The organism is Pseudomonas moraviensis, assembly GCF_900105805.1.
GTDB classification, from domain to species: Bacteria; Pseudomonadota; Gammaproteobacteria; order Pseudomonadales; family Pseudomonadaceae; genus Aquipseudomonas; species Aquipseudomonas moraviensis_A.
The window spans coordinates 4773738-4796031 of the sequence record NZ_LT629788.1; the positions used below are offsets into that span (position 1 = coordinate 4773738).

Genomic DNA, 22294 nt, shown 5'->3' on the forward strand with positions numbered 1-22294 from the left:
GGGTTCTCCTTAGGTGACCTTCACTTGTCCGCTGCCATCCAGGCGCGCGGAAAAACTGACCTGACGCTTGAACCCCTCGACTTCCAGCAGGCCTTCGATACTGAAGGCCAGGCGAAGTTGATCGTGGTCACGCGGCAGGGAAATGACACGCACATTGCTCAGGCGTGGCTCGTAGGCTTCGATGAAGTTTTCGATAGCCAGACGGGCCTGACTCAGGGAGTCGTGCAGGCTCAGACGCATGTCATTGAGATCGGGCAACCCGTAGTCGGCGAGCGTTTGCACGCTGCCGGCCCGGGTGCTGAGCATTTTGGCCAGATGGGCAGCCACTGACGCCATGGCACAAGCCTCAAGGCTGTTGCCCTTGCGTAGTTGTGCGTCGCCATTGAGGCGTTCGAACAGGCTGCCGTATCCGTCCATGAGTCGCTCTTACTCTTTGTCCAGCTTGCCAACCAGCGACAGGGTGAAATCGGCACCCATGTACTTGAAGTGCGGACGCACGTTCAAGCTCACGCGGTACCAGCCCGGCTCGCCTTCAACGTCGCTGACGATCACTTGCGCAGCGCGCAGCGGACGACGGCCACGCACTTCGGCGCTCGGGTTTTCCTGGTCGGCAACGTACTGACGGATCCACTTGTTCAGTTCCAGCTCGAGGTCGGTACGCTCTTTCCACGAACCGAGTTGCTCGCGCTGCAGCACTTTCAAGTAGTGAGCCAGGCGGTTGACGATCATCATGTACGGCAGTTGGGTGCCGAGCTTGTAGTTCAGCTCTGCCGCCTTGCCTTCTGCGCTGATGCCGAAGAACTTCGGCTTCTGCACCGAGCTTGCGGAGAAGAACGCCGCGTTGTCGGAGCCTTTGCGCATGGTCAGGGAGATGAAGCCTTCCTCGGCCAGTTCGTATTCACGACGGTCGGAAACCAGTACTTCGGTAGGAATCTTGGTTTCGATTTCACCCATGCTTTCGAAGTGGTGCAGAGGCAGATCCTCAACCGCGCCACCGCTCTGCGGGCCGATGATGTTCGGGCACCAGCGGAATTTGGCGAAGCTGTCGGTCAGCTTGGTACCGAACGCGTAGGCCGTGTTGCCCCACAGGTAGTGCTCGTGGCTGTTGGCAACGGTTTCCTTGTACACGAACGATTTGACCGGGTTTTCTTCCGGATCGTACGGGTTACGCAGCAGGAAACGCGGCACGGTCAGGCCAACGTAACGGGAGTCTTCCGAGGTACGGAAGCTCTGCCATTTGGCGAATTGCGGGCCTTCGAAGTGGTCTTTCAGATCTTTCAGATCCGGCAGGCCGGTGAAGCTTTCCAGGCCGAAGAATTTCGGGCCGGCGGCAGCGATGAACGGCGCGTGGGACATGCACGAAACGCTGGCCACGTACTGCATCAGCTTGACGTCTGGCGAGCTTGGCGACATGTAGTAGTTGGCGATGATCGCGCCCACCGGCTGACCACCGAACTGGCCGTATTCAGCGGTGTAGATGTGCTTGTACAGGCCCGACTGCATGACTTCCGGCGAATCTTCGAAATCGTCCAGCAGGTCTTCTTTCGAGACGTTGAGGATTTCGATTTTGATGTTTTCGCGGAAGTTGGTGCGGTCGACCAGCAACTGCAGGCCACGCCACGACGATTCCAGTGCCTGGAAATCCGGGTGGTGCAGGATCTCGTCCATCTGACGGCTGAGCTTGGCATCGATCTCGGCGATCATGCGGTCAACCATGGCCTTCTTGACCGGCTCACCGTTGTTCTGCGGCTTGAGCAGCTCTTCGATGAACGCCGACACGCCGCGTTTGGCGATGTCGTAGGCTTCGTCGTCCGGAGTCAGACGGGTTTCGGCGATGATGCTGTCGAGAATGCTGTATTCGCCGCTGGCGGCGCTCTTCTCTTGTGCTGCGCTAGTGCTCATTGTGTTGGCTTCCTTGGCTACTGGAGTCTCAGGCGTCCGGGGCTGCGGCGTTCAGGCCCAGCTCACCGAGTACGCGACCGCGGGATTCGTCGTCGGCGAGCACGCCTTCGATCGCTTTACGGAACGCAGGTGCGTTACCCAGCGGGCCTTTGAGGGCCACCAGCGCATCGCGCAGTTCCATCAGTTTTTTCAGCTCAGGCACTTGCTCGACCAGGCTGGCCGGGTTGAAGTCCTTCATCGAATTGACGCGCAGTTGCACGCCCAGCTCTTCAGTGCTGCCTTCTTCCTGCAGACGGTTCGGCACGTTCATCGTCAGGCTGAGCTCTTGCTTGGCCAGCACTTCGTCGAAGGTCATCTTGTCGATGCTGATCGGCTTGCGATCTTCGATCTTGCGCTCGTCCTTGCGGTGGGTGTAGTCACCGATTGCCAGCAGTTTCAGCGGCAGTTCAATCTCTTCCTGAGCACCGCCGGTGGCGGGTTTGAAGGTGACGTTGATGCGTTCCTTGGGGGCTACCGAGCCTTCTTTGGCCATGGCTTTTCTCCTTGCGGTTGTGGCCCTGGGGCCTATTCGAGTACCACTTCGAGGTCGAGGTGGCACAGCCTGCGATAAATCTCTTCCTTGCGTTCACGTACGGCATGGTTCTGCGGCAACAACTCGCAGCAACTGTGCAGCAGGTGCAGCACTTGCAATGCAAGCTCCGGCTCCCAGGCGTGCAGGCCTGAGTCCAGTAATGTCTGATCGAGGGTTTCGAGCTGGTTCTTGGCCAGTTCGTATTTCTTGGCCAGGAAGCACAGCCGCGCGAGGGCGAACTGCCAGAAAAAGCGTTCGCGCCCGCCGAAGGCTGATTGCAGACCCTGCTTGAGAATCTGCACGGCGGGTTTCAAACCTTCCTTGCGCAGGATCGGCTGGACGTCCTCGAGGGCTTTTTCCCAGGCCGGCTGGGTTTCGACGTTTTCGCTTTCGACCTTGCGCGGTGCGCTGGCGCTTTGCAGGTGCGGCATGACGTTGGCGGCGATCCATGCCCGGGTGGACGGATCGGCGAACGGCACGCCGTCATGGAAGCGCAGCTCGATGATGCCCGGCAGGCGCTGAATCAAAAGCGCGAAGTGGATTTCCACTTCGCGCATGGCCAGCTCGGCGTTGAGGTTCTGCAGACATTCCCAGACCATCCTCTGGCCATCGAACCAGAACGGCGCCTTCGCCAGGCTCGCCTCCAGTTCCACCAGCAGGTCGGCGTATTTGCCCTGATCGAAACGGTCCTGATAGAGCTTGAGTTTTTCCAGCGGCAGGCCGCGCAGTACGGTGATCTGCTCGGCGTTGCGCTCGGGCACCGCATCAATGGTCATCCACAGCAGCGTACGGTTCAGGCGCAGGGCGCGCAGGTCGGTGGCCTTCTGCTTGAGCCACCAGGCGCACAACGGACGGGCGCTTTCCTGCTGCGCGCGCAGGGCTTTGTGCGCATCGCGTTCGTTGTCGATCGGCGCACCGGGGGCGAGCAATTGACTCGCGGCCTGCTTGACCTGCGCCACCGCCGCACCCACCACGCCGGGGGCCGGCTGGTTGTCGGCTGCGCGCTGGATCATGGTTTTCAGGCGACGGGAGATCGGCAGCAGCAGCGGCGCGTCATCGCCCAGATGTTCGGTGCAGGCAGCCTCGAGGCCGGCCAGGTGCTCAGAGAGCTGCCGGAACATCGGCAGCTGCTCTTTGATCGCAATGTTTTCGGTGATGACCTGCTCGAGACGCGGCACCAGCCAGCCAATTGCGGCGGCACGGGTGCGGGGTTTGAGCGGGTGGACGTCGGCCCAGTGGTTTTCCGACAGATGGTGCAGCAGACCGAGGCCGGCGAGCAGCCCCGGAAAGGATTCGCGCTGATACAGCGACCACGTCAACCAGGCGCCGACACGCAGATCCTTGGATTGGGTACGCAGCAGATTTTCGCTGTTTTCGCGGATTTTCAGCCAGTCGATCTGCCCGCTTTCGTGCATCGACGAAGCTTTGGCCAGCTCACTTTCCAGCGCCTCGAATTCGCTCGAGAAACGAACGTCTTCGCCCGCGAAATTCTCTTTGGAAACAGAGACTTTTGCGAGTTCGAGGTAATGGGCGGAAAGTTTGCTTGAGTAGGACATCCATGGCCTTTAGTAAGGATTACAGTCAGACGCGCGAATGGAGTTCAGCAACGCGGGACAGTATCGAAGAGCAGTGAAGCGACTCATCCAATTGAGATGTGCTCTTTCAAGTGGGCGCATCGTAATCACTATGATGGCCACTAGCAAGCATCTGATTAAACAACAAGACGAAGTGTTCAGTGGGCTCTGTAGGAGATCGCCCTATATGTCACAGGGGTTTCCCTGAGGCCGCTTATTAATCAGCGCATTTTCCCTGCTCCCGCCAAACCATTGACCCAGAGCCTCCCGCGGTAGCCGGGCGAGTTTACCGGACGCTCGCATCCTCGAGCGGCGTGCAGCATGCCAAATTCAAAAAAAAATAGAAGTAGGACACTTCCGAATGACTAACGGCATATTTCAACCAATCGTTCGCGACAACGAGCAGTTCAAAAAGTGCCATCACAATGATGGCATCTTGCTTATTGAAACTTCATTCTGCAACAAATACGCCCTCGCATTGCAACGTCGATAGTTATCGGTGCGGCTTTTTTATAAGCTATCGCACTTAATGGCGGGAAATACTCTGATAAAAGACAGGGATAATTCTTACAAAGATTCATATCTTGCAGGGGATTGGCTCCGGAGCCGGGCACAAGCAAATCCCCCCTCATTAAACGCAGGTCAGGAGCTTTAACTCATGGAATTGAAACCTCTGTTTTTCGCAGCGCTCATGTGGCTGCCCATCACCCAGGCGTCAGCGCAAACCCCACCATTGGACGGCCATTATTATCTGACCGGCGCAGTGGAAATGGGCGCTGAGTTGCTATTGCGCAAGGACGGGACGTTTGACGCGGGTATGGCGTATGGCAGTGCCGATGGTTTTGCCAAAGGCACCTGGAAAGTAGAGAACCAGACAGTGCGGCTGAAAAGCCAGACCAAACCCGCTTCCGACAGTGATCTGGGCGGGCTGTTCCAGGACCTGCAATTGGCAATCGAACCAAACTGTCTGGCCGTGGATTTCGGCAACGGCAAGGCTTGCTTCCGCCGCCAGTAAGTCATCAGGCAACCACAAAAAATGGGCAACCGACCGCGATCGGTGTGCCCATTTTTTTGCGGTTCTCCCCGTTATTCAGGGAAGTACGCCGCCATCAAGGATTGACGCTGTCTTTCAACGATTTGCCTGGCTTGAACGCAACGGTGTTGCTGGCCTTGATCTTGACCGGTTCGCCGGTTTGCGGATTTTTGCCGGTGCGGGCGCCGCGGTGGCGTTGCAGGAAGGTGCCGAAGCCGACCAGCGTCACGCTGTCCTTGCGGTGCAGGGCGCCGGTGATTTCTTCGAGGACGGCGTTGAGGACGCGGTTGGCCTGTTCTTTGGTCAGGTCTGCCTTTTCGGCGATTGCAGCGGCGAGTTCTGGTTTACGCATTAGTGAAGCCCCTTTGACGGTTTTTTGTTGTTATGTCCGTGCTGTTCTCGTTGGAACAGCGCCCAAGGCGCCGCAGGCTCTACTCTGCGGCAGACGGGAGTGAGAATGGCACGCCGCCAACGGCGGCGCCAGTCTCCCCAAGAGCTTTGTCGGGGCAAAAGAGCGGTGATTGCGACAGAACGACCGGCATTTACGCCAGCAGCGGCGGCAGCTGTTTGTTCAAGGCCAGTTTTTCCATGACGGCCGCCCCAGTCAGGGCGTATCCGAGCAACCGACCGTCGGCACTGTGGCATAGCGCTTTGATGTCGGCGCCCTGCCCTTCGACGCTCCATACACCTTCGCTGCCCCGTGGCGGCGGCGACACCACCAGCGGGCATACCGGGGTTTTCACGGTGATCGGCATCGGCCCGTAACTGACCGCGGTCGGGTTTCCGGCGAGGGTTTGCGCCAGCGCCCGAGCGCAACTCATCAGCGGCATCACGTAGAGCAGATTGAGCCCATCGACTTCGGCGCAGTCGCCCAAGGCGAAGATGTTGGCGTGGGAAGTCTTCAGGTAACGATCGACCATCACACCGCGATTGATCTGCACGCCGGCAGCCGCCGCCAGATCGATGCGTGGGCGCAGGCCGATCGCCGAGACGACCACATCGCACGGGATGATCTGGCCGTCGGACAGGTGTGCTTCCAGGCCATCGGTGACTTTCTCCAGCCGGGTCAGCACCGGGCCGAGATGAAACTTCGCTCCGATACTTTCCAGCCCGGCCTGTACGGCGGCCGCAGCGGCGGGATGCAAGAGCATCGGCATGACCTGCTCGCACGGCGCGACCAATTGCACTTCGTAGCCGCCAAGGATCAGGTCATTGGCAAATTCGCAGCCAATCAGCCCGGCCCCCAGCAACAACACCCGACGCTTGCCCGCCGCGGCGGCACGAAAGCGCGCGTAGTCTTCGAGATCGTTGATCGGAAACACCAGATCGCTGCCGTCGCCTTCGATCGGTACGCGCACGGTTTCCGCGCCCCAGGCAAGGATCAGGTCGCGATAGGGTACGGCTTCTTCACGGATCCACAAGCGTTTATGGCCGGCGTCGATGCCGCTGATGCGCGTGTGGGTGCGCACTTCGGCCTTCAACTGCTCGGCCATGGCGCCGGGTTCGGCCATGCTCAGGCCGTCGGCGTCCTTGTTCTTGCCGAAACCGGTAGAGAGCATCGGCTTGGAGTAAGAGCGGCCGTCATCGGCGGTGATCAGCAACAGCGGGGTTTCGCTGTCGAGCTTGCGAAACTCCCGGGCCAGGTTATAGCCCGCAAGCCCGGTGCCGATGATGACGACTGGTGCGCTCATGCCTTACTCCTTGTGTGTTTTCAGTTGATTTCGATCATTTCGAAGTCCATTTTGCCGACGCCGCAGTCGGGGCACAGCCAGTCTGCCGGTACGTCTTCCCAGCGGGTGCCCGCCGCGATGCCGTCATCCGGCCAGCCATCGGCTTCGTTATAGATCAGGCCACAGACGATACATTGCCACTTCTTCATTCAGGTACTTCCTCAGGGTTCAGGCGTAGTGCCGGCGCGGACGGTCGATGGGTGCTGCGCTGCCACCCGGCTCAGGGCGTTTTGTACTGAGGGTGCCGGGCAGATGCAAGCCTGTTCGGCGCAACGGCGGCCGGCGCCACTCGATCTTGTCGCCCGCCATGGTAAGCTCGGCGCCTCATTTGCGGCCAATAATGACTCATTGTGCAACATTCAAATGCCTGCCCCGCCCCGCTCTGGCTGAGCCAGAACCGCCTGACGCCCCGCCCCGATCCGCTGACCCTCGACTGGCTGTTCGACGAAGGTTCGCTGACCCGCCGTCTGACCCGTTTGTCCGAGGATGGCTTCAGCGTGTCGCCGTTGTTCGAAGGCTGGGACACCCTGCGCGCTGACGAATGCACAGCGCTGGATCTGGCCGAGGGCAGCGAAGGCTGGGTGCGTGAGGTGTATCTGCGCGGTCATGGCGAAGCCTGGGTGTTTGCCCGCAGCGTCGCCGCGCGCGCGGCCCTGCAAGGCGATGGGCTGCACATGGATGAACTGGGCAGCCGCTCGTTGGGCGAATTGCTGTTTTGCGATCAGGCGTTCCAGCGTCGCGCGATTGAAGTCTGCCACTACCCTGAACAATGGCTGCCGTCAGCGGTGAGAGCCCCTGAGCTGTGGGGCCGGCGTTCGCGTTTCGATCGTGGCGCGCTGAGCGTGCTGGTCGCGGAAATCTTCCTGCCGAGCCTGTGGGACGCCGCCCGCGCCCACCCGGAGAACTGCTGATGTATCAGAGCCTGCTCAAGTCCCTCAACCGTCTGAACCCGCGCGCCTGGGATTTCGTTCAGTTGACGCGCATGGACAAGCCGATCGGTATTTACCTGCTGCTGTGGCCGACGCTGTGGGCACTGTGGATCGCCGGCAAGGGTTCGCCGTCGCTGGCCAATATCGTCATCTTCGTCCTCGGCGTAGTGCTGACCCGCGCCGGCGGCTGCGTGATCAATGACTGGGCCGACCGCAAGGTCGACGGCCACGTCAAACGCACCGCACAACGGCCGCTGGCCAGCGGCCGGATCAGTTCAAAAGAAGCGCTGGTGTTCTTCGCCGTGCTGATGGGCATCAGTTTTCTGCTGGTGCTGTGCACCAACGCGCCGACCATCTGGCTGTCGCTCGGCGGTCTGGCGCTGGCGTTCACTTATCCGTTCATGAAGCGCTACACCTACTACCCGCAAGTGGTGCTGGGCGCGGCGTTTTCCTGGGGCATGCCCATGGCCTTCACCGCCGAGACCGGCGAGTTGCCAGCGGCGGCGTGGCTGCTGTGGATCGCCAATCTGCTGTGGACGGTGGGTTACGACACTTATTACGCGATGACCGATCGCGATGACGACCTGAAGATCGGCGTGAAATCTACGGCGATTCTGTTTGGCGAGGCCGATCGAGTGATCATCCTCAGCTTGCAGGCGCTGTCGCTGGGCTGCCTGGTCCTGGCCGGGTCGAAGTTTGAGCTGGGCGTCTGGTTCCACCTTGGCTTGCTGGTGGCGGCCGGGTGTTACGGGTGGGAATTCTGGTACACGCGCAGCAAGGACCGCATGCGTTGCTTCAAGGCGTTTTTGCACAATCACTGGGCCGGGTTGGCGATCTTTGTCGGGATCGTGCTGGATTACGCACTGCGCTAAATACAACCCCTGTAGGAGTGAGCCTGCTCGCGATAGCGGTGTGTCAGTTGACGAAAGCATCGACTGACACACCGCTATCGCGAGCAGGCTCACTCCTACAAGGGGACCGTGGTTATTTGGCTTTGGCGACTTTCCAAGCGCCGTCCATTTTGCCGTCGCCGGTCATGTCACCGGCCTTCTTGTCCATCACGAAGGTGTACAGCGGCATGCCTTGGTAGGCCCACTGCATCGTGCCGTCGTCACGCTTGATCACCGTCCAGTCGCCCATGGATTTATCGCCGGCCTCAGCCTTCAGCGGCGGCCAATTCGCCGCGCATTTGTCGTTGCAGGCAGATTTGCCAGCGGAATCCTTGGCAAAGGTGTACAGGGTCATGCCCTTGTGATCGGTGTACATGCCGTCCTTCTCCATCACCGGATCGGCAGCCATGGCCAGTCCCGGCAGAGTCAGGGCGGCGGCCATCAGCAGGGCTTTGAAAGAAGCAGTCATCTGAGTCATGGAAACCTTCTTTTGTGGTTGTCAGGATTCGGACTTAGAGCTTAGTCGAGGATGCGGTCAAATGTTGCCGGCCTGAAATACTGTCACACGACTGCAATAATTCCGTTATCTAATGCGGCGCAAGACAGTTAAATGACAAGAGGATTAACGCATGGTTGGCAGGAGCATTCTGATCGTCGACGACGAAGCGCCCATTCGCGAAATGATCGCCGTGGCGTTGGAAATGGCCGGCTATGACTGCCTCGAGGCAGAGAACTCGCAGCAGGCCCACGCCATCATCGTCGACCGCAAGCCGGACCTGATCCTGCTCGACTGGATGCTGCCCGGCACTTCCGGCATCGAACTGGCCCGACGCCTCAAGCGTGACGAGCTGACCGGAGACATCCCGATCATCATGCTCACTGCCAAGGGCGAAGAAGACAACAAGATCCAGGGCCTGGAAGTCGGCGCCGACGACTACATCACCAAACCGTTTTCCCCCCGTGAGCTGGTCGCCCGCCTCAAAGCCGTGCTGCGCCGCGCCGGCCCGACCGATGGCGAAGCGCCGATCGAAGTCGGCGGCCTGCTGCTCGACCCGATCAGCCACCGCGTGACCATCGACGGCAAACCCGCCGAGATGGGCCCGACCGAATACCGTCTGCTGCAATTCTTCATGACCCATCAGGAACGCGCCTACACCCGTGGCCAGTTGCTCGACCAGGTTTGGGGCGGCAATGTCTATGTCGAGGAGCGCACGGTCGACGTGCATATCCGCCGCCTGCGCAAGGCCCTCGGCGACGCTTACGAAAATCTGGTACAAACCGTGCGCGGCACTGGCTACCGGTTCTCCACAAAAGCGTAAAAAAGCAGCTGCAAGCTTCCAGCTACAAGCGGCAAGTGAAAGCCGATCCGTTTTAGCCTGGAGCTTGCGGCTTGAAACTTGAAGCTGCGGCTAAGGACGCCCTCGTGAATCAAAACTGGCATGGCACCCTGATTCGCCACATGCTGTTGCTGGTCACCGCCTGCCTGGTGATCGGCCTGATCACCGGCTATTACGGCTGGAGCCTCGCGGCCGGCCTGGGTCTCTATCTGGCCTGGACGCTCAAGCAATTGCTGCGGCTGCACGAATGGCTGCGCCAGCACCAGCCCGACGAAGCGCCGCCCGATGGCTATGGTCTGTGGGGCGAGGTGTTCGACAGCATCTACCACCTGCAACGTCGCGACCAACGGGTACGCGGGCGCCTGCAAGCGGTGATCGACCGGGTGCAGGAATCCACCGCTGCGCTGAAAGACGCGGTAATCATGCTCGACAGCGACGGCAATCTGGAATGGTGGAACCGCGCCGCCGAAACCCTGCTCGGCCTGAAGACTCCGCAGGACAGCGGCCAACCGGTGACCAACCTGGTGCGGCACCCGCGCTTCAAGGAGTATTTCGAGCAGGACAGCTTCGCCGAGCCGCTGGAGATTCCCTCGCCGACCAATGATCGGGTGCGCATTCAGCTGTACCTGACCCGCTACGGCAACAATGAACACCTGATGCTGGTCCGCGATGTCACGCGTATTCATCAGCTGGAACAGATGCGCAAGGATTTCATCGCCAACGTTTCCCACGAGTTGCGCACGCCGCTGACGGTGATCTGCGGCTATCTGGAAACTCTTCTCGACAACGTCGAAGAAGTAAACCCGCGCTGGAGCCGTGCCCTGCAACAGATGCAGCAACAGGGCGGGCGCATGCAGACGCTGCTCAACGATTTGTTGCTGTTGGCCAAGCTGGAAGCCACCGATTACCCGTCGGACAACCAGCCGGTGCAGATCGACACGCTGCTGCAATCGATCACCAGCGATGCGCAGCAGTTGTCCGGCGCGAAAAACCAGCGCATCACCCTGGAAGCCGACGCCCGCCTGGTGCTCAAGGGCAGCGAGGCCGAACTGCGCAGTGCGTTTTCCAATCTGGTGTTCAACGCGGTCAAGTACACCCCGGCCGAGGGCAACATCCGCATCCGCTGGTGGGGCGACGAGCAAGGCGCGCACCTCAGCGTGCAGGATTCCGGCATCGGCATCGACAGCAAACATCTGCCGCGCCTGACCGAGCGCTTCTACCGTGTGGACTCCAGTCGCAACTCCAACACCGGCGGCACCGGCCTCGGCCTGGCCATCGCCAAGCACGTGTTGCTGCGCCACCGCGCGCGCATGGAGATCAGTAGCGTGCCCGGCCACGGCAGCACGTTCACCTGCCATTTCGCCCCGGCCCAGGTGGCCAGCGCACGGGCCATCAGCGCCACCGAGTGACGCCGCCCGGCACGCGCCACTAGGCAATCGCCCGGTCAGCCGCTACATTGGCTGACTTGTGCCTGCCTTTCAGGCGCTGTCTGTCCCTACTTTCGAATCACACGGAACCCGCAAAACTCCATCATGGACCCTTCCCCTGGCTTGTCCCTCGCTACCATTTTTGCCGACTTCGGCATGATCCTTTTTGCTCTGATCCTGGTTTTGCTCAACGGCTTTTTCGTTGCGGCGGAATTCGCCATGGTCAAACTGCGCTCGACCCGGGTCGAGGCCATCGCTGAACAGAACGGCTGGCGCGGACACATCCTGCGCACCGTGCACAGTCAGCTCGATGCCTACCTGTCGGCGTGCCAGCTCGGCATCACCCTCGCCTCCCTCGGCCTGGGCTGGGTCGGTGAGCCGGCGTTCGCGCACATTCTCGAGCCGCTGCTGAGCGCCATCGGTGTCGACTCGCCCGAGGTCGTCAAAGGCGTGTCGTTCTTCACCGCGTTCTTCATCATTTCGTACCTGCACATCGTCGTCGGTGAGCTGGCGCCAAAGTCGTGGGCGATCCGCAAACCCGAGCTATTGTCGCTGTGGACGGCGGTGCCGCTGTACCTGTTCTACTGGGCCATGTACCCGGCAATCTACCTGCTCAACGCCAGCGCCAACGCGATTCTGCGTATCGCAGGGCAAGGCGAACCCGGCCCGCACCATGAACACCATTACAGCCGCGAAGAACTGAAACTGATCCTGCACTCGAGCCGTGGTCAGGACCCAAGCGATCAGGGCATGCGCGTATTGGCTTCGGCCGTGGAAATGGGCGAACTGGAAGTGGTCGACTGGGCCAACTCCCGCGAAGACCTGATCACCCTCGAATTCAACGCGCCGCTGAAGGAAATCCTGGCGATGTTCCGTCGCCACAAGTTCAGCCGTTACCCGGTGTACGACAGCGAGCGCCAGGAGTTCGTCGGTCTGCTGCACATCAAGGATCTGCTGCTGGAACTGGCGGCGCTGGACCACATTCCCGAGTCGTTCAACCTGGCTGAGCTGACCCGCCCACTGGAGCGCGTGTCGCGGCACATGCCGCTGTCGCAGTTGCTGGAGCAGTTCCGCAAGGGCGGCTCGCACTTTGCCGTAGTCGAGGAGGCTGACGGCAACATCATCGGCTACCTGACCATGGAAGACGTGCTGGAAGTGCTGGTCGGCGACATTCAGGACGAACACCGCAAGGCTGAACGCGGCATTCTCGCCTATCAACCGGGCAAGCTGCTGGTACGTGGTGATACGCCGTTGTTCAAGGTCGAGCGCCTGCTCGGCATCGATCTGGATCACATCGAAGCGGAAACCCTCGCCGGGCTGGTCTACGAAACCCTGAAACGGGTGCCGGAAGAGGAAGAAGTGCTGGAAGTCGAAGGCCTGCGGATCATCATCAAGAAGATGAAAGGGCCGAAGATTGTTTTGGCCAAGGTGTTGATGCTGGATTGAGTGCAATGCGGGAAACCGCGTTGCCTGCCAAAAGATCGCAGCCTTCGGCAGCTCCTACAGGGATCGCATTCCCATGTAAGAGCTGCCGCAGGCTGCGATCTTTTGCTCTATTGCTTGCCCAGCGCAAAGTTGGGCAACGCCCCCAGCGGCTGGTTGAACTGATAGGGAATCGACACCAGCCCTTCGCCGGTATTGCGCTGCACCACGAAGTGCAAGTGCGGGCCGCTGCTGTTGCCGGTATTGCCCGACAGGGCCAGCGGGCTGCCGACCTTGACCCGCTGGCCTTCGCGCACGCTCACCGAACCCTGTTTCAGATGCAGGTACACGCCCATGGTGCCGTCATCGTGCAGCACCCGGACGAAATTGCCGGAGGCATCGGTGCCGCGCCCGCTCTGGGCATTCTCGGTCTTGACCACCACCCCCGCTCGCGCGGCAATGATCGGTGTGCCCACCGGCATGGCGATGTCCATGGCGTAGCGATTCTTCGGTCCATAGTGGCTGTACTGCCCGTTGGCGCCTTGGCTGAGGCGGAACGGTCCGCCACGCCAGGGCAGCGGATAGCGATAGCTCTGCGCGGTGCCTGAGGGGTCGCCCAGCGAATACTGGAACTGCGGCGAATACACCAGCGGCTGGTCGCGGCTGATCGCTGTCAGCAGCGCCAGCCGCGTGTTGCTGCGCGGTGGCAGCACGCGACGGATCGCCTGCGCGGGCTCGCCACGCACATTGCTCGTGCCGATGAAGGCCAGCGCAACCTCGACCGGCGCGTACAGATCGTTGCGCGCAAACACCACATCAACGCCCTTCTGCTTCTTGATGTCCAGGTACACCTGGCGATCAAGGCGTTCGACCATGCGATCCTGAAAAACGAACACTTTCGCGCCTTTGCTCGGGCGGTCACTGTACGAGACCACGCCGTTGGCGTCGGTGGATTTGTAGATGGTCATGGCCATCGCCAGCTGGGAGGCCAGGCAGAGACCGCAGAAAAACAGCAGGCGCGCGAGCATGGGCAAGAGTCTGTCGAAGGAAGGCCTGGGAATCAGCCTAGCAGCTGAGACAGACCAGGCTAGTCGACAGATGTTTCAAATTGGCCAGCACACAAAGCAAAAGATCGCAGCCTTCGGCAGCTCCTACATGAGAATGCGATCCCCTGTAGGAGCTGCCGAAGGCTGCGATCTTTTGGGCCGCTGCAGTTACGCGCCGGGTACGAAATGCTTCTGCGCCGTGCCACGGGCGATCAGGCGCGAGATGTAGTCGAGCTTCTGTGCGTCCTGGTCGACGAAGCGGAAAGTCAGTTGCAGCCAGTCGCTGTCGGCTTTCTGCTCGTGGGCGACGATGGCGTGCAGGTAACCATTGAGGCGAGCGATCTCGGCGTTGTCGCCCTGCTCCAGATCGAGCACGGCGCTGTCGAGGATCTGCGGCAGGGTTTCGGTGCGCTTCACTACCAGCAGCGCTTCCTTGATGCTCAAGGCCTTGATCACGCATTGCTGGGTGCCGCTCGGCAGGCGTAGCTGGCCCTGACCGCGACCACCCACCGGCGCTTTCGAGGCGCCAGCTGCCTGCACCGGCGGGCTGTTGAGCAAACCACGCGAGGGTGCAGCGGCGGCTGCCGGAGCGGCGACAGACTTGGCAAACGGGTTGGCTGCAGCGGCGGCCGGGGCGCCGCCGACCACGGCAGGCTTGCCACCGGTCAGTGCGCTCAGGGAATCGTTGCCGAACGCTGAATTCATCTTCGTCGGTGCGCTGTTCATCAAGGTGTCGAGCTTGCCGACCTTGTTCAGCGCCTGCTTGACCTTGGTCAGCAATTGCTCGTTGGTGAACGGCTTGCTGACGTAACCGGATACGCCGGCCTGAATCGCCTGCACGACGTTTTCCTTGTCGCCACGGCTGGTGACCATGATGAACGGCATGGTCTTGAGGTTGTCCTGCTCGCGGCACCAGGTCAGCAGTTCGAGGCCGGACATTTCCGGCATTTCCCAGTCGCACAGCACCAGGTCGAAGGCTTCTCGGGCCAGCATGGCCTGGGCCTTTTTGCCGTTGATGGCGTCCTCGGTGCGAATCCCCGGGAAGTAATTACGCAGGCACTTTTTCACCAGGTCACGAATGAACGAAGCGTCGTCCACGACCAACACACTGATCTTGCTCATCCAACACCCCTATTAAAATCCCGGCAAGCATAACGCTGGCTGATGGCACATTGCCAAAACTCTTCAGTCACGCCGGGACTTTTCGTTCGCGGGTGCTGCTTTTTAATTCGCTTTAATTCGCCTCCGCCTTTGAAAAGCAGAAACAAAAACGCCCGGCCAGAGGGCCGGGCGCTTTTCTCAGGCAATCTTACTTATCGTCAGCTTCGCCCGGAACATTAGCGGTTTCAGCACTTGTGCCTTCAACTTCTTCCTTCATGCGCTTGAGGCCCATGTGGCGCACATCGGTGCCGCGCACCAGGTAGATCACCAGTTCCGAGATGTTGCGCGCATGATCGCCGATGCGCTCCAGCGAACGCAGGACCCAGATAATGCTCAGCACCCGGGAGATAGAGCGCGGGTCTTCCATCATGTAGGTGGCCAGCTCACGCAGGGCGGTCTTGTATTCGCGGTCGATGATCTTGTCGTACTGCGCCACCGACAAGGCCAGATCAGCGTCGAAACGCGCGAAAGCGTCCAGCGCATCGCGAACCATGTTGCGCACCTGGTCGCCGATGTGACGAACCTCGACGTAACCGCGCGGCGCTTCGCCTTCTTCGCACAACTGGATGGCACGGCGGGCGATCTTGGTGGCTTCGTCGCCGATACGCTCAAGGTCGATCACCGACTTGGAAATGCTGATGATCAAACGCAGGTCGGACGCCGCCGGCTGACGACGGGCGAGAATGCGCAGGCATTCTTCGTCGATGTTGCGTTCCATCTGGTTGATCTGATCGTCGATCTCACGGACCTGCTGAGCCAGACCGGAGTCGGCTTCGATCAGCGCTGTGACCGCATCGTTGACCTGCTTCTCGACCAGCCCGCCCATGGCAAGGAGGTGGCTGCGCACTTCCTCCAGTTCAGCGTTGAACTGCGCGGAAATGTGATGGGTAAGGCCTTCTTTGGAAATCATTGTTCGCTCCGCGAAAGTTGCAAGCTTCAAGCTGCAAGCTTCAAGCAGTTATGTATAAGTCCTGATATCGCACCAATTCTTTCTTGCCGCTTGAAGCTTGCGGCTTGCCGCTGCTGCAATCAGCCATAGCGACCGGTGATGTAGTCTTCGGTCTGCTTCTTCGCCGGGTTGGTGAACAGGGTATCGGTATCGCCGAATTCCACCAGTTTGCCCATGTACATGAATGCCGTGTAGTCGGATACCCGCGCGGCCTGTTGCATGTTGTGGGTAACGATGACGATGGTGAACTTGGACTTGAGCTCGTAGATCAGCTCTTCGACTTTCAGCGTCGAGATCGGGTCGAGGGCCGAGCACGGTTCGTCGAGCAGCAACACTTCCGGCTCGACCGCGATGGTGCGGGCGATGACCAGACGCTGTTGCTGACCACCGGAAAGGCCAAGGGCCGAGTCGTGCAGGCGGTCCTTGACTTCATCCCACAGCGCCGCGCCTTTCAACGCCCACTCGACCGCTTCGTCGAGAATTCGCTTCTTGTTGATGCCCTGAATGCGCAAGCCGTAGACCACGTTTTCGTAGATGGTCTTCGGGAACGGATTGGGCTTCTGGAACACCATGCCGACACGACGACGCAACTCGGCAACGTCTTCGCCCTTGCGATATATGTTGTTGCCGTACAGGTTGATCGCGCCCTCAACGCGGCAGCCGTCGACCAGATCGTTCATCCGGTTGAAGGTACGCAGCAGCGTCGACTTACCGCAGCCGGACGGGCCGATGAACGCGGTCACACGCTGCTTCGGGATGTTCATGCTGACGTCGAACAGCGCCTGTTTCTCGCCGTAGTACAGGCTCAGGCCCGGCACTTCGATGGCAACGGTTTCCTGCGCCAGGTCCAGGCTCTGCTTGTCGCGGCCCAGGGCAGACATGTTGATGCCGTGGCTGTGTGTTTCGTGCTGCATGGGAGGCTCCCTGTGCTAACAAATTCGGTTCGTTTTTTGTAGGAGTGAGCCTGCTCGCGATCCAGGCGCTGCGGTTTGTCTATCAAACCGCGGTGTTGCCATCGCGAGCAGGCTCACTCCTACATGAGAAATCAGCTATCCAGTGCTTTGTATTTTTCGCGCAGGTGGTTGCGGATATACACCGCCGACAGGTTCAACGTCGCGATCACCAGCACCAGCAGCAGCGCGGTGGCGTAGACCAGCGGGCGGGCGGCTTCGACGTTCGGGCTCTGGAAGCCGACGTCATAGATGTGGAAGCCCAGGTGCATGATCTTCTGGTCCAGGTGCAGGTACGGGTAGTTGCCGTCCACCGGCAGCGACGGCGCCAGTTTCACCACACCCACCAGCATCAGCGGCGCCACTTCACCGGCGGCGCGCGCCACGGCGAGGATCATGCCGGTCATCATTGCCGGGCTGGCCATCGGGATAACGATTTTCCACAGCGTTTCCGCTTTGGTCGCGCCGAGGGCCAACGAACCTTCACGCACGGTACGCGGGATACGCGCCAGACCTTCTTCGGTCGCCACGATCACCACCGGCACTGCGAGCAAGGCCAGAGTCAGCGAGGCCCAGAGCAGGCCCGGCGTGCCGAAGGTCGGTGCCGGCAATGCTTCAGGGAAGAACAAGCGGTCGACCGAACCACCCAGCACGTAGACGAAGAAGCCCAGGCCGAACACGCCATACACGATCGCCGGTACGCCGGCGAGGTTGTTCACCGCGATACGAATGACGCGAGTCAGGGTGTTCTGCTTGGCGTATTCACGCAGGTACACCGCCGCCAGCACGCCGAACGGGGTGACGATCATCGCCATGATCAGGGTCATCATCACGGTGCCAAAGATCGCCGGGAAAATCCCGCCTTCGGTGTTGGCTTCACGGGGATCATCGGAGAGGAATTCCCAGATCTTGCTGAAGTAGAAACCGACCTTGGTCAACGTGCTCATCGCGTTCGGCTGGTAGGCGTGAACCACTTTGCCCAGACCGATTTCAATCTCTTTGCCGTTGGCATCGCGAGCGGTCAACGCGTCGCGGTTGAACTGCGCATGCAGATCGGCCAGACGCGCCTCGATGTCCTGATAGCGCGCGTTCAACTCGGCGCGCTCGGATTCCATGTCCGCTTGTGCGGTGGCGTCGAGTTTGCCTTCAAGCTCCAGCTTGCGGCCGTGCAGGCGGATGCGTTCGAGGCCGGCGTTGATCGCGCCGATGTCGACTTTCTCCAGCGATTTCAGTTGTGCAGCGAGGCCGTTCACGCGGTCGATGCGCGCTTGCAGTTCAGGCCATGCGGCCTCGCCCTCGGCGATGACCTTGCCGTCCTGTTTGACGTTGACCAGGTAGCCGTAGAAGTTGCCCCACTCACGACGCTCGATCGCCATCAGCTCGGGCGGCGTGGTCTGATTGGTCAGCCACTCGCCGACGATCCAGGTGAAGTCGTTGCCGTTCAGATCACGGTTGCCGACCTTGATCAGCTCGCGGGTCATGAATTCCGGGCCTTCGTCCGGCACCGGCAGGCCGGCACTCTTCAGACGGGCACGCGGCACTTCTTCTTTTTGCACCACTTCGCCGATCACCAGGTGATTGGCCTGGCCCGGTACGTCGTAATGCGCGTGGATCAGATCCGCCGGCCAGAAATGACCGAGACCGCGCACGGCAATCACTGCCAACAGGCCAATGGTCATGATGACCGCGATGGACACCGCGCCACCGCTGATCCAGACGCCGGGGGCGCCGCTCTTGAACCATCCTTTCAGGGAGTTCTGTTTCACAGACTTCTACCTTTGCTTAAAGCGACGAGTATTTCTTGCGCAGACGCTGACGAATCAGTTCTGCCAGGGTGTTCATGACGAAGGTGAACATCAGCAGCACCAATGCCGAGAGGAACAGCACGCGGTAGTGGCTGCCGCCGACTTCCGACTCGGGCATTTCCACCGCGACGTTAGCAGCCAGGGTGCGCAGGCCTTCGAACAGGTTCATCTCCATGACCGGGGTGTTGCCGGTGGCCATCAGCACGATCATGGTCTCGCCGACCGCACGGCCCATGCCGATCATCAGCGCCGAGAAAATGCCCGGACTGGCGGTCAGGATCACCACGCGGGTCATGGTCTGCCATGGCGTGGCGCCGAGGGCCAGAGAACCCAGGGTCAGGCCGCGCGGCACGCTGAACACGGCGTCCTCGGCGATCGAGTAGATGTTCGGGATCACCGCAAAACCCATGGCCAGACCGACCACCAGAGCGTTGCGCTGGTCGTAGGTGATGCCCAGGTCGTGGGAAATCCACATGCGCATGTCGCCACCGAAGAACCAGTTCTCCATGAACGGACTCATGTACAGCGACAGCCAGCCCACAAACAGGATCACCGGAATCAGCAGCGCACTTTCCCAGCCATCCGGGACTTTCAGGCGGATCGACTCGGGCAGGCGGCTGAAGGTGAAACCGGCGACGAGGATGCCGATCGGCAGCAGCATCAACAGGCTGAAAATCCCCGGCAGATGACCTTCGACATACGGCGCCAGGAACAGGCCGGCGAAGAAACCGAGGATCACCGTCGGCATCGCTTCCATCAGCTCGATCACCGGTTTGACCTTGCGGCGCATGCCCGGGGCCATGAAGTACGCGGTGTAGATCGCCGCAGCGACGGCCAGTGGCGCCGCCAGCAACATCGCGTAGAACGCGGCTTTCAGGGTGCCGAAGGTCAGCGGCGACAGGCTCAGTTTCGGTTCGAAATCGGTGTTGGCCGCCGTCGATTGCCAGACGTATTTAGGCTCGTCGTAGTTCTCGTACCAGACCTTGCTCCACAACGCGCTCCACGATACTTCCGGGTGCGGGTTGTCGAGCAGCAGCGGTTGCAGCTTGCCGCCGGCTTCGACGATCACCCGGTTGGCGCGTGGCGACAGACCGAACAGGCCCTGGCCTTCAACTACCTGATCAACCAGCAAAGTGCGGTGCGCGGTGCTGTGGAACACGCCGAGCTTGCCGCTGGCATCGAGGGCGAGGAAGCCTTTGCGGCGTTCTTCGGCAGCGATTTCAACGATCGGCGTGGTGCCCATCTGGAAAGTGCGGATCTGCTTCAGGCGCAGCTCGCCATCGGTGTCGCGGGCCATGAACCACTGGGCCAGACCGCCCTTGGAATCACCGACGATCAGCGAGATGCCGCCGACCAGTTGCCCGGTCGCAGTGACTTCGGCGTCGGCATTTTCCAGCAGTTTGTAGCGGCCGTTGAGGCTCTTGTCGCGCAGGCTGAACACGTCGGCCTGGGCACGTCCGTTGACCACGTACAGCCATTGCTGACGCGGGTCGACGAAGATGTTTTTCACCGGCTCGGTCATCTGCGGCAGATCGATACGCTTCTGCTCGTTGGTGACTTCGCCGGTCATCATGTTTTCTTCGCTGGTCAGCGAGAGCACGTTGAGTTGCGAACCGGTGGAGCCGACCAGCATCAGCGTCGAGTCGGTGGCGTTGAGGCTGACATGCTCCAGCGCGCCGCCGCTTTCATTCAGCGCGATCGGCGCCTCACCGTACGGGTATTCGATGGCCGGGCTGATGGTTTTCTTGCCATCCGGGTAGCTGACTTTATAGGTGTGACGGAACACCAGCGCCTGGCCGTTGGACAGGCCTACGGCCACCAGCGGATGGCCCGGCTGATCTTCGCCAATCGAAGTCACCGTTGCGCCCGCCGGCAATGGCAGGTCGACGCGCTTGAGTTCAGCGCCACTGTCGATATCGAAAAACAGCGCCTGGCCCTTGTCGGAGACGCGCATGGCCACCTGATTCTGCTCCTCGAGCGAGATCATCAGCGGCTTGCCGGCGTCCTGCATCCAGGCCGGGGTGATCGAGTCTTTCGCGGTCAGGTCGGCACCCTGGAACAAGGGCGCAACGACATACGCGAGGAAAAAGAAAATCAGGGTGATTGCCGCGAGCACCGCCAGGCCGCCAACAAGGACGTACCAGCGGGTGAAGCGATCCTTGAGCGCGCGAATGCGACGCTTGCGTTGCAGCTCAGGCGTATTGAAATCAATGCGCTTGGGAGGGGAAGACGTAGTCATTGGGGAATTGGCCAGATCATTCATGCGCACACCCTAGCGATCCTGTATGACAGAAAGATGACAGTGCAGTGACGCAGCAAATCCGCCGCCAGCGGCATGCTGGAGGAGGATCGAAAAATTCGATGTCGTGAAACCTGTGCAGGAGCTGTCGAGGGAACCGAGGCTGCGATCTTTTGATCTTGCGATCAGAAGCCAGATCAAAAGATCGCAGCCTCGGTTCCCTCGTCAGTTCCTACAGGGTTTCAGCAGGTCCGGGTTTTGCCCCCGGATCCAAAGTGTTATTTCTTGGCGACCGCGCCGCCTTCCTGCAGACCCAGGTCAGCCAGAGCTTTGGCAGCAACCTTGGCTGGCAGCGGGATGTAGCCGTCTTTCACTACCACTTCCTGGCCCTGTTTCGACAGCACCAGCTTCACGAACTCGGCTTCCAGCGGGGCCAGAGGCTTGTTCGGGGCCTTGTTGACGTAAACGTAGAGGAAGCGCGACAGCGGATACTTGCCGTTCAGGGCGTTTTCTTCGGTGTCTTCGATGAACTCGGAGCTGCCTTTCTTGGCCAGAGGTACGGTTTTCACGCTGGCGGTCTTGTAACCGATGCCCGAGTAACCGATGCCGTTGAGCGAGGAGCTGATCGACTGCACTACCGACGCCGAACCTGGTTGCTCGTTGACGTTAGGCTTGTAGTCGCCTTTGCACAGGGCTTCTTCCTTGAAGTAGCCGTAGGTGCCGGATACCGAGTTGCGGCCGAACAATTGCACTGGCTTGTTGGCCAGGTCGCCGGTCACGCCCAGATCGCCCCAGGTTTTCACGTCGGCCTTGGCGCCGCACAGGCGGGTCGACGAGAAGATCGCATCAACCTGTTCCATGGTCAGGTGCTGGATCGGGTTGTCCTTGTGCACGAACACCGCCAGGGCGTCCACGGCAACCGGGATAGCAGTGGGCTTGTAGCCGTACTTCTGCTCGAAGGCCGCCAGTTCGGTGTCCTTCATCTTGCGGCTCATCGGGCCCAGGTTAGAGGTGCCTTCGGTCAGCGCAGGTGGTGCAGTGGCCGAGCCTGCTGCCTGAATCTGGATGTTGACGTTCGGGTATTCTTTTTTGTAGTTCTCGGCCCAGAGGGTCATGAGGTTGGCCAGGGTATCGGAACCGACGCTGGACAGGTTGCCCGACACACCAGTGGTCTTGGTGTAGCTCGGGATAGCAGGGTCAACAGCGGCGAACGCGTTGGCAGTCGCAACGCCAGCAGCGACAAAAGTCATTGCCGCCATCAAACGCTTCAGTTTCATGCCTTACTCCTAGCAGATAGGGTGTGTTAAGTCGGGGCCAAGTATCGGCAGG

General features: G+C 60.5%; 21 protein-coding genes. 6 read left to right on the top strand and 15 right to left on the bottom strand.

All coding sequences use genetic code 11. The features are described from left to right. Window positions 1-9: 9 nt before the first annotated feature. The 4 genes from tssE to tssA are packed head-to-tail and all read right to left on the bottom strand — an operon-like array spanning window position 10 to window position 4029. On the bottom strand, window positions 10-417 hold the full coding sequence (gene tssE / locus BLU71_RS21480) for a type VI secretion system baseplate subunit TssE (protein ID WP_007920274.1): 408 nt from the start codon (window positions 415-417) through the stop codon (window positions 10-12). A 9-nt stretch (window positions 418-426) separates the two neighbouring features. After that, complete coding sequence (gene tssC, locus BLU71_RS21485) at window positions 427-1902, bottom strand: type VI secretion system contractile sheath large subunit (protein WP_016772499.1); 1476 nt, start codon at window positions 1900-1902, stop codon at window positions 427-429. A 28-nt stretch (window positions 1903-1930) separates the two neighbouring features. Next, window positions 1931-2434 carry a type VI secretion system contractile sheath small subunit gene (tssB, locus tag BLU71_RS21490; RefSeq protein WP_064365136.1) on the bottom strand — a complete coding sequence of 168 codons (504 nt, stop codon included), beginning with the start codon at window positions 2432-2434 and terminating at the stop codon, window positions 1931-1933. A 32-nt stretch (window positions 2435-2466) separates the two neighbouring features. After that, window positions 2467-4029, bottom strand: coding sequence for a type VI secretion system protein TssA (tssA, locus tag BLU71_RS21495; RefSeq protein ID WP_083353840.1), 1563 nt, complete (start codon window positions 4027-4029; stop codon window positions 2467-2469). Between the two features lie 676 nt (window positions 4030-4705). On the opposite strand from tssA, the gene BLU71_RS21500 reads away from it, so the two are divergent. Next, window positions 4706-5062: a hypothetical protein gene (locus BLU71_RS21500; protein WP_083353841.1), complete on the top strand. Its 357-nt coding sequence runs from the start codon at window positions 4706-4708 to the stop codon at window positions 5060-5062. 94 nt (window positions 5063-5156) lie between these two features. On the opposite strand, the gene BLU71_RS21505 is transcribed toward BLU71_RS21500, so the two are convergent. The 3 genes from BLU71_RS21505 to BLU71_RS21515 all read right to left on the bottom strand — a co-directional run bounded on the left by BLU71_RS21505 (window position 5157) and on the right by BLU71_RS21515 (window position 6959). Continuing rightward, window positions 5157-5432, bottom strand: coding sequence for an HU family DNA-binding protein (locus BLU71_RS21505; protein ID WP_003213368.1), 276 nt, complete (start codon window positions 5430-5432; stop codon window positions 5157-5159). Between the two features lie 190 nt (window positions 5433-5622). Then, window positions 5623-6771 carry an NAD(P)/FAD-dependent oxidoreductase gene (locus BLU71_RS21510; protein WP_083353842.1) on the bottom strand — a complete coding sequence of 383 codons (1149 nt, stop codon included), beginning with the start codon at window positions 6769-6771 and terminating at the stop codon, window positions 5623-5625. 20 nt (window positions 6772-6791) lie between these two features. Next, window positions 6792-6959: a rubredoxin gene (locus BLU71_RS21515; protein WP_016772491.1), complete on the bottom strand. Its 168-nt coding sequence runs from the start codon at window positions 6957-6959 to the stop codon at window positions 6792-6794. 201 nt (window positions 6960-7160) lie between these two features. Between BLU71_RS21515 and BLU71_RS21520 the strand changes: the two genes are divergently transcribed. Then, window positions 7161-7721 carry a chorismate--pyruvate lyase family protein gene (locus tag BLU71_RS21520; RefSeq protein WP_083353843.1) on the top strand — a complete coding sequence of 187 codons (561 nt, stop codon included), beginning with the start codon at window positions 7161-7163 and terminating at the stop codon, window positions 7719-7721. Beyond that, window positions 7721-8611: a 4-hydroxybenzoate octaprenyltransferase gene (gene ubiA / locus BLU71_RS21525; protein ID WP_064365141.1), complete on the top strand. Its 891-nt coding sequence runs from the start codon at window positions 7721-7723 to the stop codon at window positions 8609-8611. Before BLU71_RS21520 ends, ubiA begins: the two co-directional genes overlap by 1 nt. Window positions 8612-8723: 112 nt before the next feature. Here ubiA and BLU71_RS21530 read toward each other — a convergent pair whose 3' ends face one another. Further along, a complete protein-coding gene (locus tag BLU71_RS21530) occupies window positions 8724-9107 on the bottom strand; it encodes a hypothetical protein (protein WP_065616386.1) in 384 nt (127 codons plus the stop codon). A 151-nt stretch (window positions 9108-9258) separates the two neighbouring features. Here BLU71_RS21530 and phoB point away from each other — a divergent pair, with 151 nt between their 5' ends. The 3 genes from phoB to BLU71_RS21545 all read left to right on the top strand — a co-directional run bounded on the left by phoB (window position 9259) and on the right by BLU71_RS21545 (window position 12839). After that, window positions 9259-9948 carry a phosphate regulon transcriptional regulator PhoB gene (gene phoB / locus BLU71_RS21535; protein WP_007896474.1) on the top strand — a complete coding sequence of 230 codons (690 nt, stop codon included), beginning with the start codon at window positions 9259-9261 and terminating at the stop codon, window positions 9946-9948. 104 nt (window positions 9949-10052) lie between these two features. After that, the gene (gene phoR / locus BLU71_RS21540) at window positions 10053-11375 is read left to right on the top strand and encodes a phosphate regulon sensor histidine kinase PhoR (RefSeq protein WP_083354360.1); all 1323 of its coding nucleotides are present in this window, start codon (window positions 10053-10055) and stop codon (window positions 11373-11375) included. Between the two features lie 123 nt (window positions 11376-11498). Then, on the top strand, window positions 11499-12839 hold the full coding sequence (locus BLU71_RS21545) for a hemolysin family protein (RefSeq protein ID WP_042608078.1): 1341 nt from the start codon (window positions 11499-11501) through the stop codon (window positions 12837-12839). Window positions 12840-12946: 107 nt separating this feature from the next. Here BLU71_RS21545 and BLU71_RS21550 read toward each other — a convergent pair whose 3' ends face one another. The 7 genes from BLU71_RS21550 to BLU71_RS21580 all read right to left on the bottom strand — a co-directional run bounded on the left by BLU71_RS21550 (window position 12947) and on the right by BLU71_RS21580 (window position 22242). Continuing rightward, window positions 12947-13843, bottom strand: coding sequence for a peptidoglycan DD-metalloendopeptidase family protein (locus BLU71_RS21550; protein ID WP_083353844.1), 897 nt, complete (start codon window positions 13841-13843; stop codon window positions 12947-12949). A 186-nt stretch (window positions 13844-14029) separates the two neighbouring features. After that, window positions 14030-14983: a response regulator gene (locus BLU71_RS21555; RefSeq protein ID WP_083353845.1), complete on the bottom strand. Its 954-nt coding sequence runs from the start codon at window positions 14981-14983 to the stop codon at window positions 14030-14032. A 187-nt stretch (window positions 14984-15170) separates the two neighbouring features. Then, window positions 15171-15932: a phosphate signaling complex protein PhoU gene (gene phoU, locus BLU71_RS21560; RefSeq protein WP_016772483.1), complete on the bottom strand. Its 762-nt coding sequence runs from the start codon at window positions 15930-15932 to the stop codon at window positions 15171-15173. A gap of 119 nt (window positions 15933-16051) precedes the next feature. Next, window positions 16052-16885, bottom strand: coding sequence for a phosphate ABC transporter ATP-binding protein PstB (pstB, locus tag BLU71_RS21565; RefSeq protein WP_016772482.1), 834 nt, complete (start codon window positions 16883-16885; stop codon window positions 16052-16054). A 131-nt stretch (window positions 16886-17016) separates the two neighbouring features. Next, entirely contained in the window at window positions 17017-18687 is a 1671-nt protein-coding gene (pstA, locus tag BLU71_RS21570) for a phosphate ABC transporter permease PstA (protein WP_064365145.1), read from the bottom strand. 16 nt (window positions 18688-18703) lie between these two features. Beyond that, window positions 18704-20737, bottom strand: coding sequence for an ABC transporter permease subunit (locus BLU71_RS21575; protein WP_172667892.1), 2034 nt, complete (start codon window positions 20735-20737; stop codon window positions 18704-18706). A gap of 506 nt (window positions 20738-21243) precedes the next feature. Then, window positions 21244-22242 carry a phosphate ABC transporter substrate-binding protein PstS gene (locus BLU71_RS21580; protein ID WP_042608073.1) on the bottom strand — a complete coding sequence of 333 codons (999 nt, stop codon included), beginning with the start codon at window positions 22240-22242 and terminating at the stop codon, window positions 21244-21246. Between the last annotated feature and the right edge of the window lie 52 nt (window positions 22243-22294).

Coding starts and splice junctions, on each gene's coding strand:
- BLU71_RS21545 (WP_042608078.1), top strand. CDS start 11,499: ATGGACCCTTCCCCTGGCTTGTCCCTCGCTACCATTTTTGCCGACTTC.
- BLU71_RS21500 (WP_083353841.1), top strand. CDS start 4,706: ATGGAATTGAAACCTCTGTTTTTCGCAGCGCTCATGTGGCTGCCCATC.
- tssE (WP_007920274.1), bottom strand. CDS start 417: ATGGACGGATACGGCAGCCTGTTCGAACGCCTCAATGGCGACGCACAA.
- BLU71_RS21575 (WP_172667892.1), bottom strand. CDS start 20,737: ATGCAGGACGCCGGCAAGCCGCTGATGATCTCGCTCGAGGAGCAGAAT.
- phoB (WP_007896474.1), top strand. CDS start 9,259: ATGGTTGGCAGGAGCATTCTGATCGTCGACGACGAAGCGCCCATTCGC.
- BLU71_RS21530 (WP_065616386.1), bottom strand. CDS start 9,107: ATGACTCAGATGACTGCTTCTTTCAAAGCCCTGCTGATGGCCGCCGCC.
- tssB (WP_064365136.1), bottom strand. CDS start 2,434: ATGGCCAAAGAAGGCTCGGTAGCCCCCAAGGAACGCATCAACGTCACC.
- BLU71_RS21550 (WP_083353844.1), bottom strand. CDS start 13,843: ATGCTCGCGCGCCTGCTGTTTTTCTGCGGTCTCTGCCTGGCCTCCCAG.
- tssA (WP_083353840.1), bottom strand. CDS start 4,029: ATGTCCTACTCAAGCAAACTTTCCGCCCATTACCTCGAACTCGCAAAA.
- phoU (WP_016772483.1), bottom strand. CDS start 15,932: ATGATTTCCAAAGAAGGCCTTACCCATCACATTTCCGCGCAGTTCAAC.
- BLU71_RS21505 (WP_003213368.1), bottom strand. CDS start 5,432: ATGCGTAAACCAGAACTCGCCGCTGCAATCGCCGAAAAGGCAGACCTG.
- BLU71_RS21515 (WP_016772491.1), bottom strand. CDS start 6,959: ATGAAGAAGTGGCAATGTATCGTCTGTGGCCTGATCTATAACGAAGCC.
- BLU71_RS21555 (WP_083353845.1), bottom strand. CDS start 14,983: ATGAGCAAGATCAGTGTGTTGGTCGTGGACGACGCTTCGTTCATTCGT.
- BLU71_RS21510 (WP_083353842.1), bottom strand. CDS start 6,771: ATGAGCGCACCAGTCGTCATCATCGGCACCGGGCTTGCGGGCTATAAC.
- tssC (WP_016772499.1), bottom strand. CDS start 1,902: ATGAGCACTAGCGCAGCACAAGAGAAGAGCGCCGCCAGCGGCGAATAC.
- ubiA (WP_064365141.1), top strand. CDS start 7,721: ATGTATCAGAGCCTGCTCAAGTCCCTCAACCGTCTGAACCCGCGCGCC.
- BLU71_RS21580 (WP_042608073.1), bottom strand. CDS start 22,242: ATGAAACTGAAGCGTTTGATGGCGGCAATGACTTTTGTCGCTGCTGGC.
- pstB (WP_016772482.1), bottom strand. CDS start 16,885: ATGCAGCACGAAACACACAGCCACGGCATCAACATGTCTGCCCTGGGC.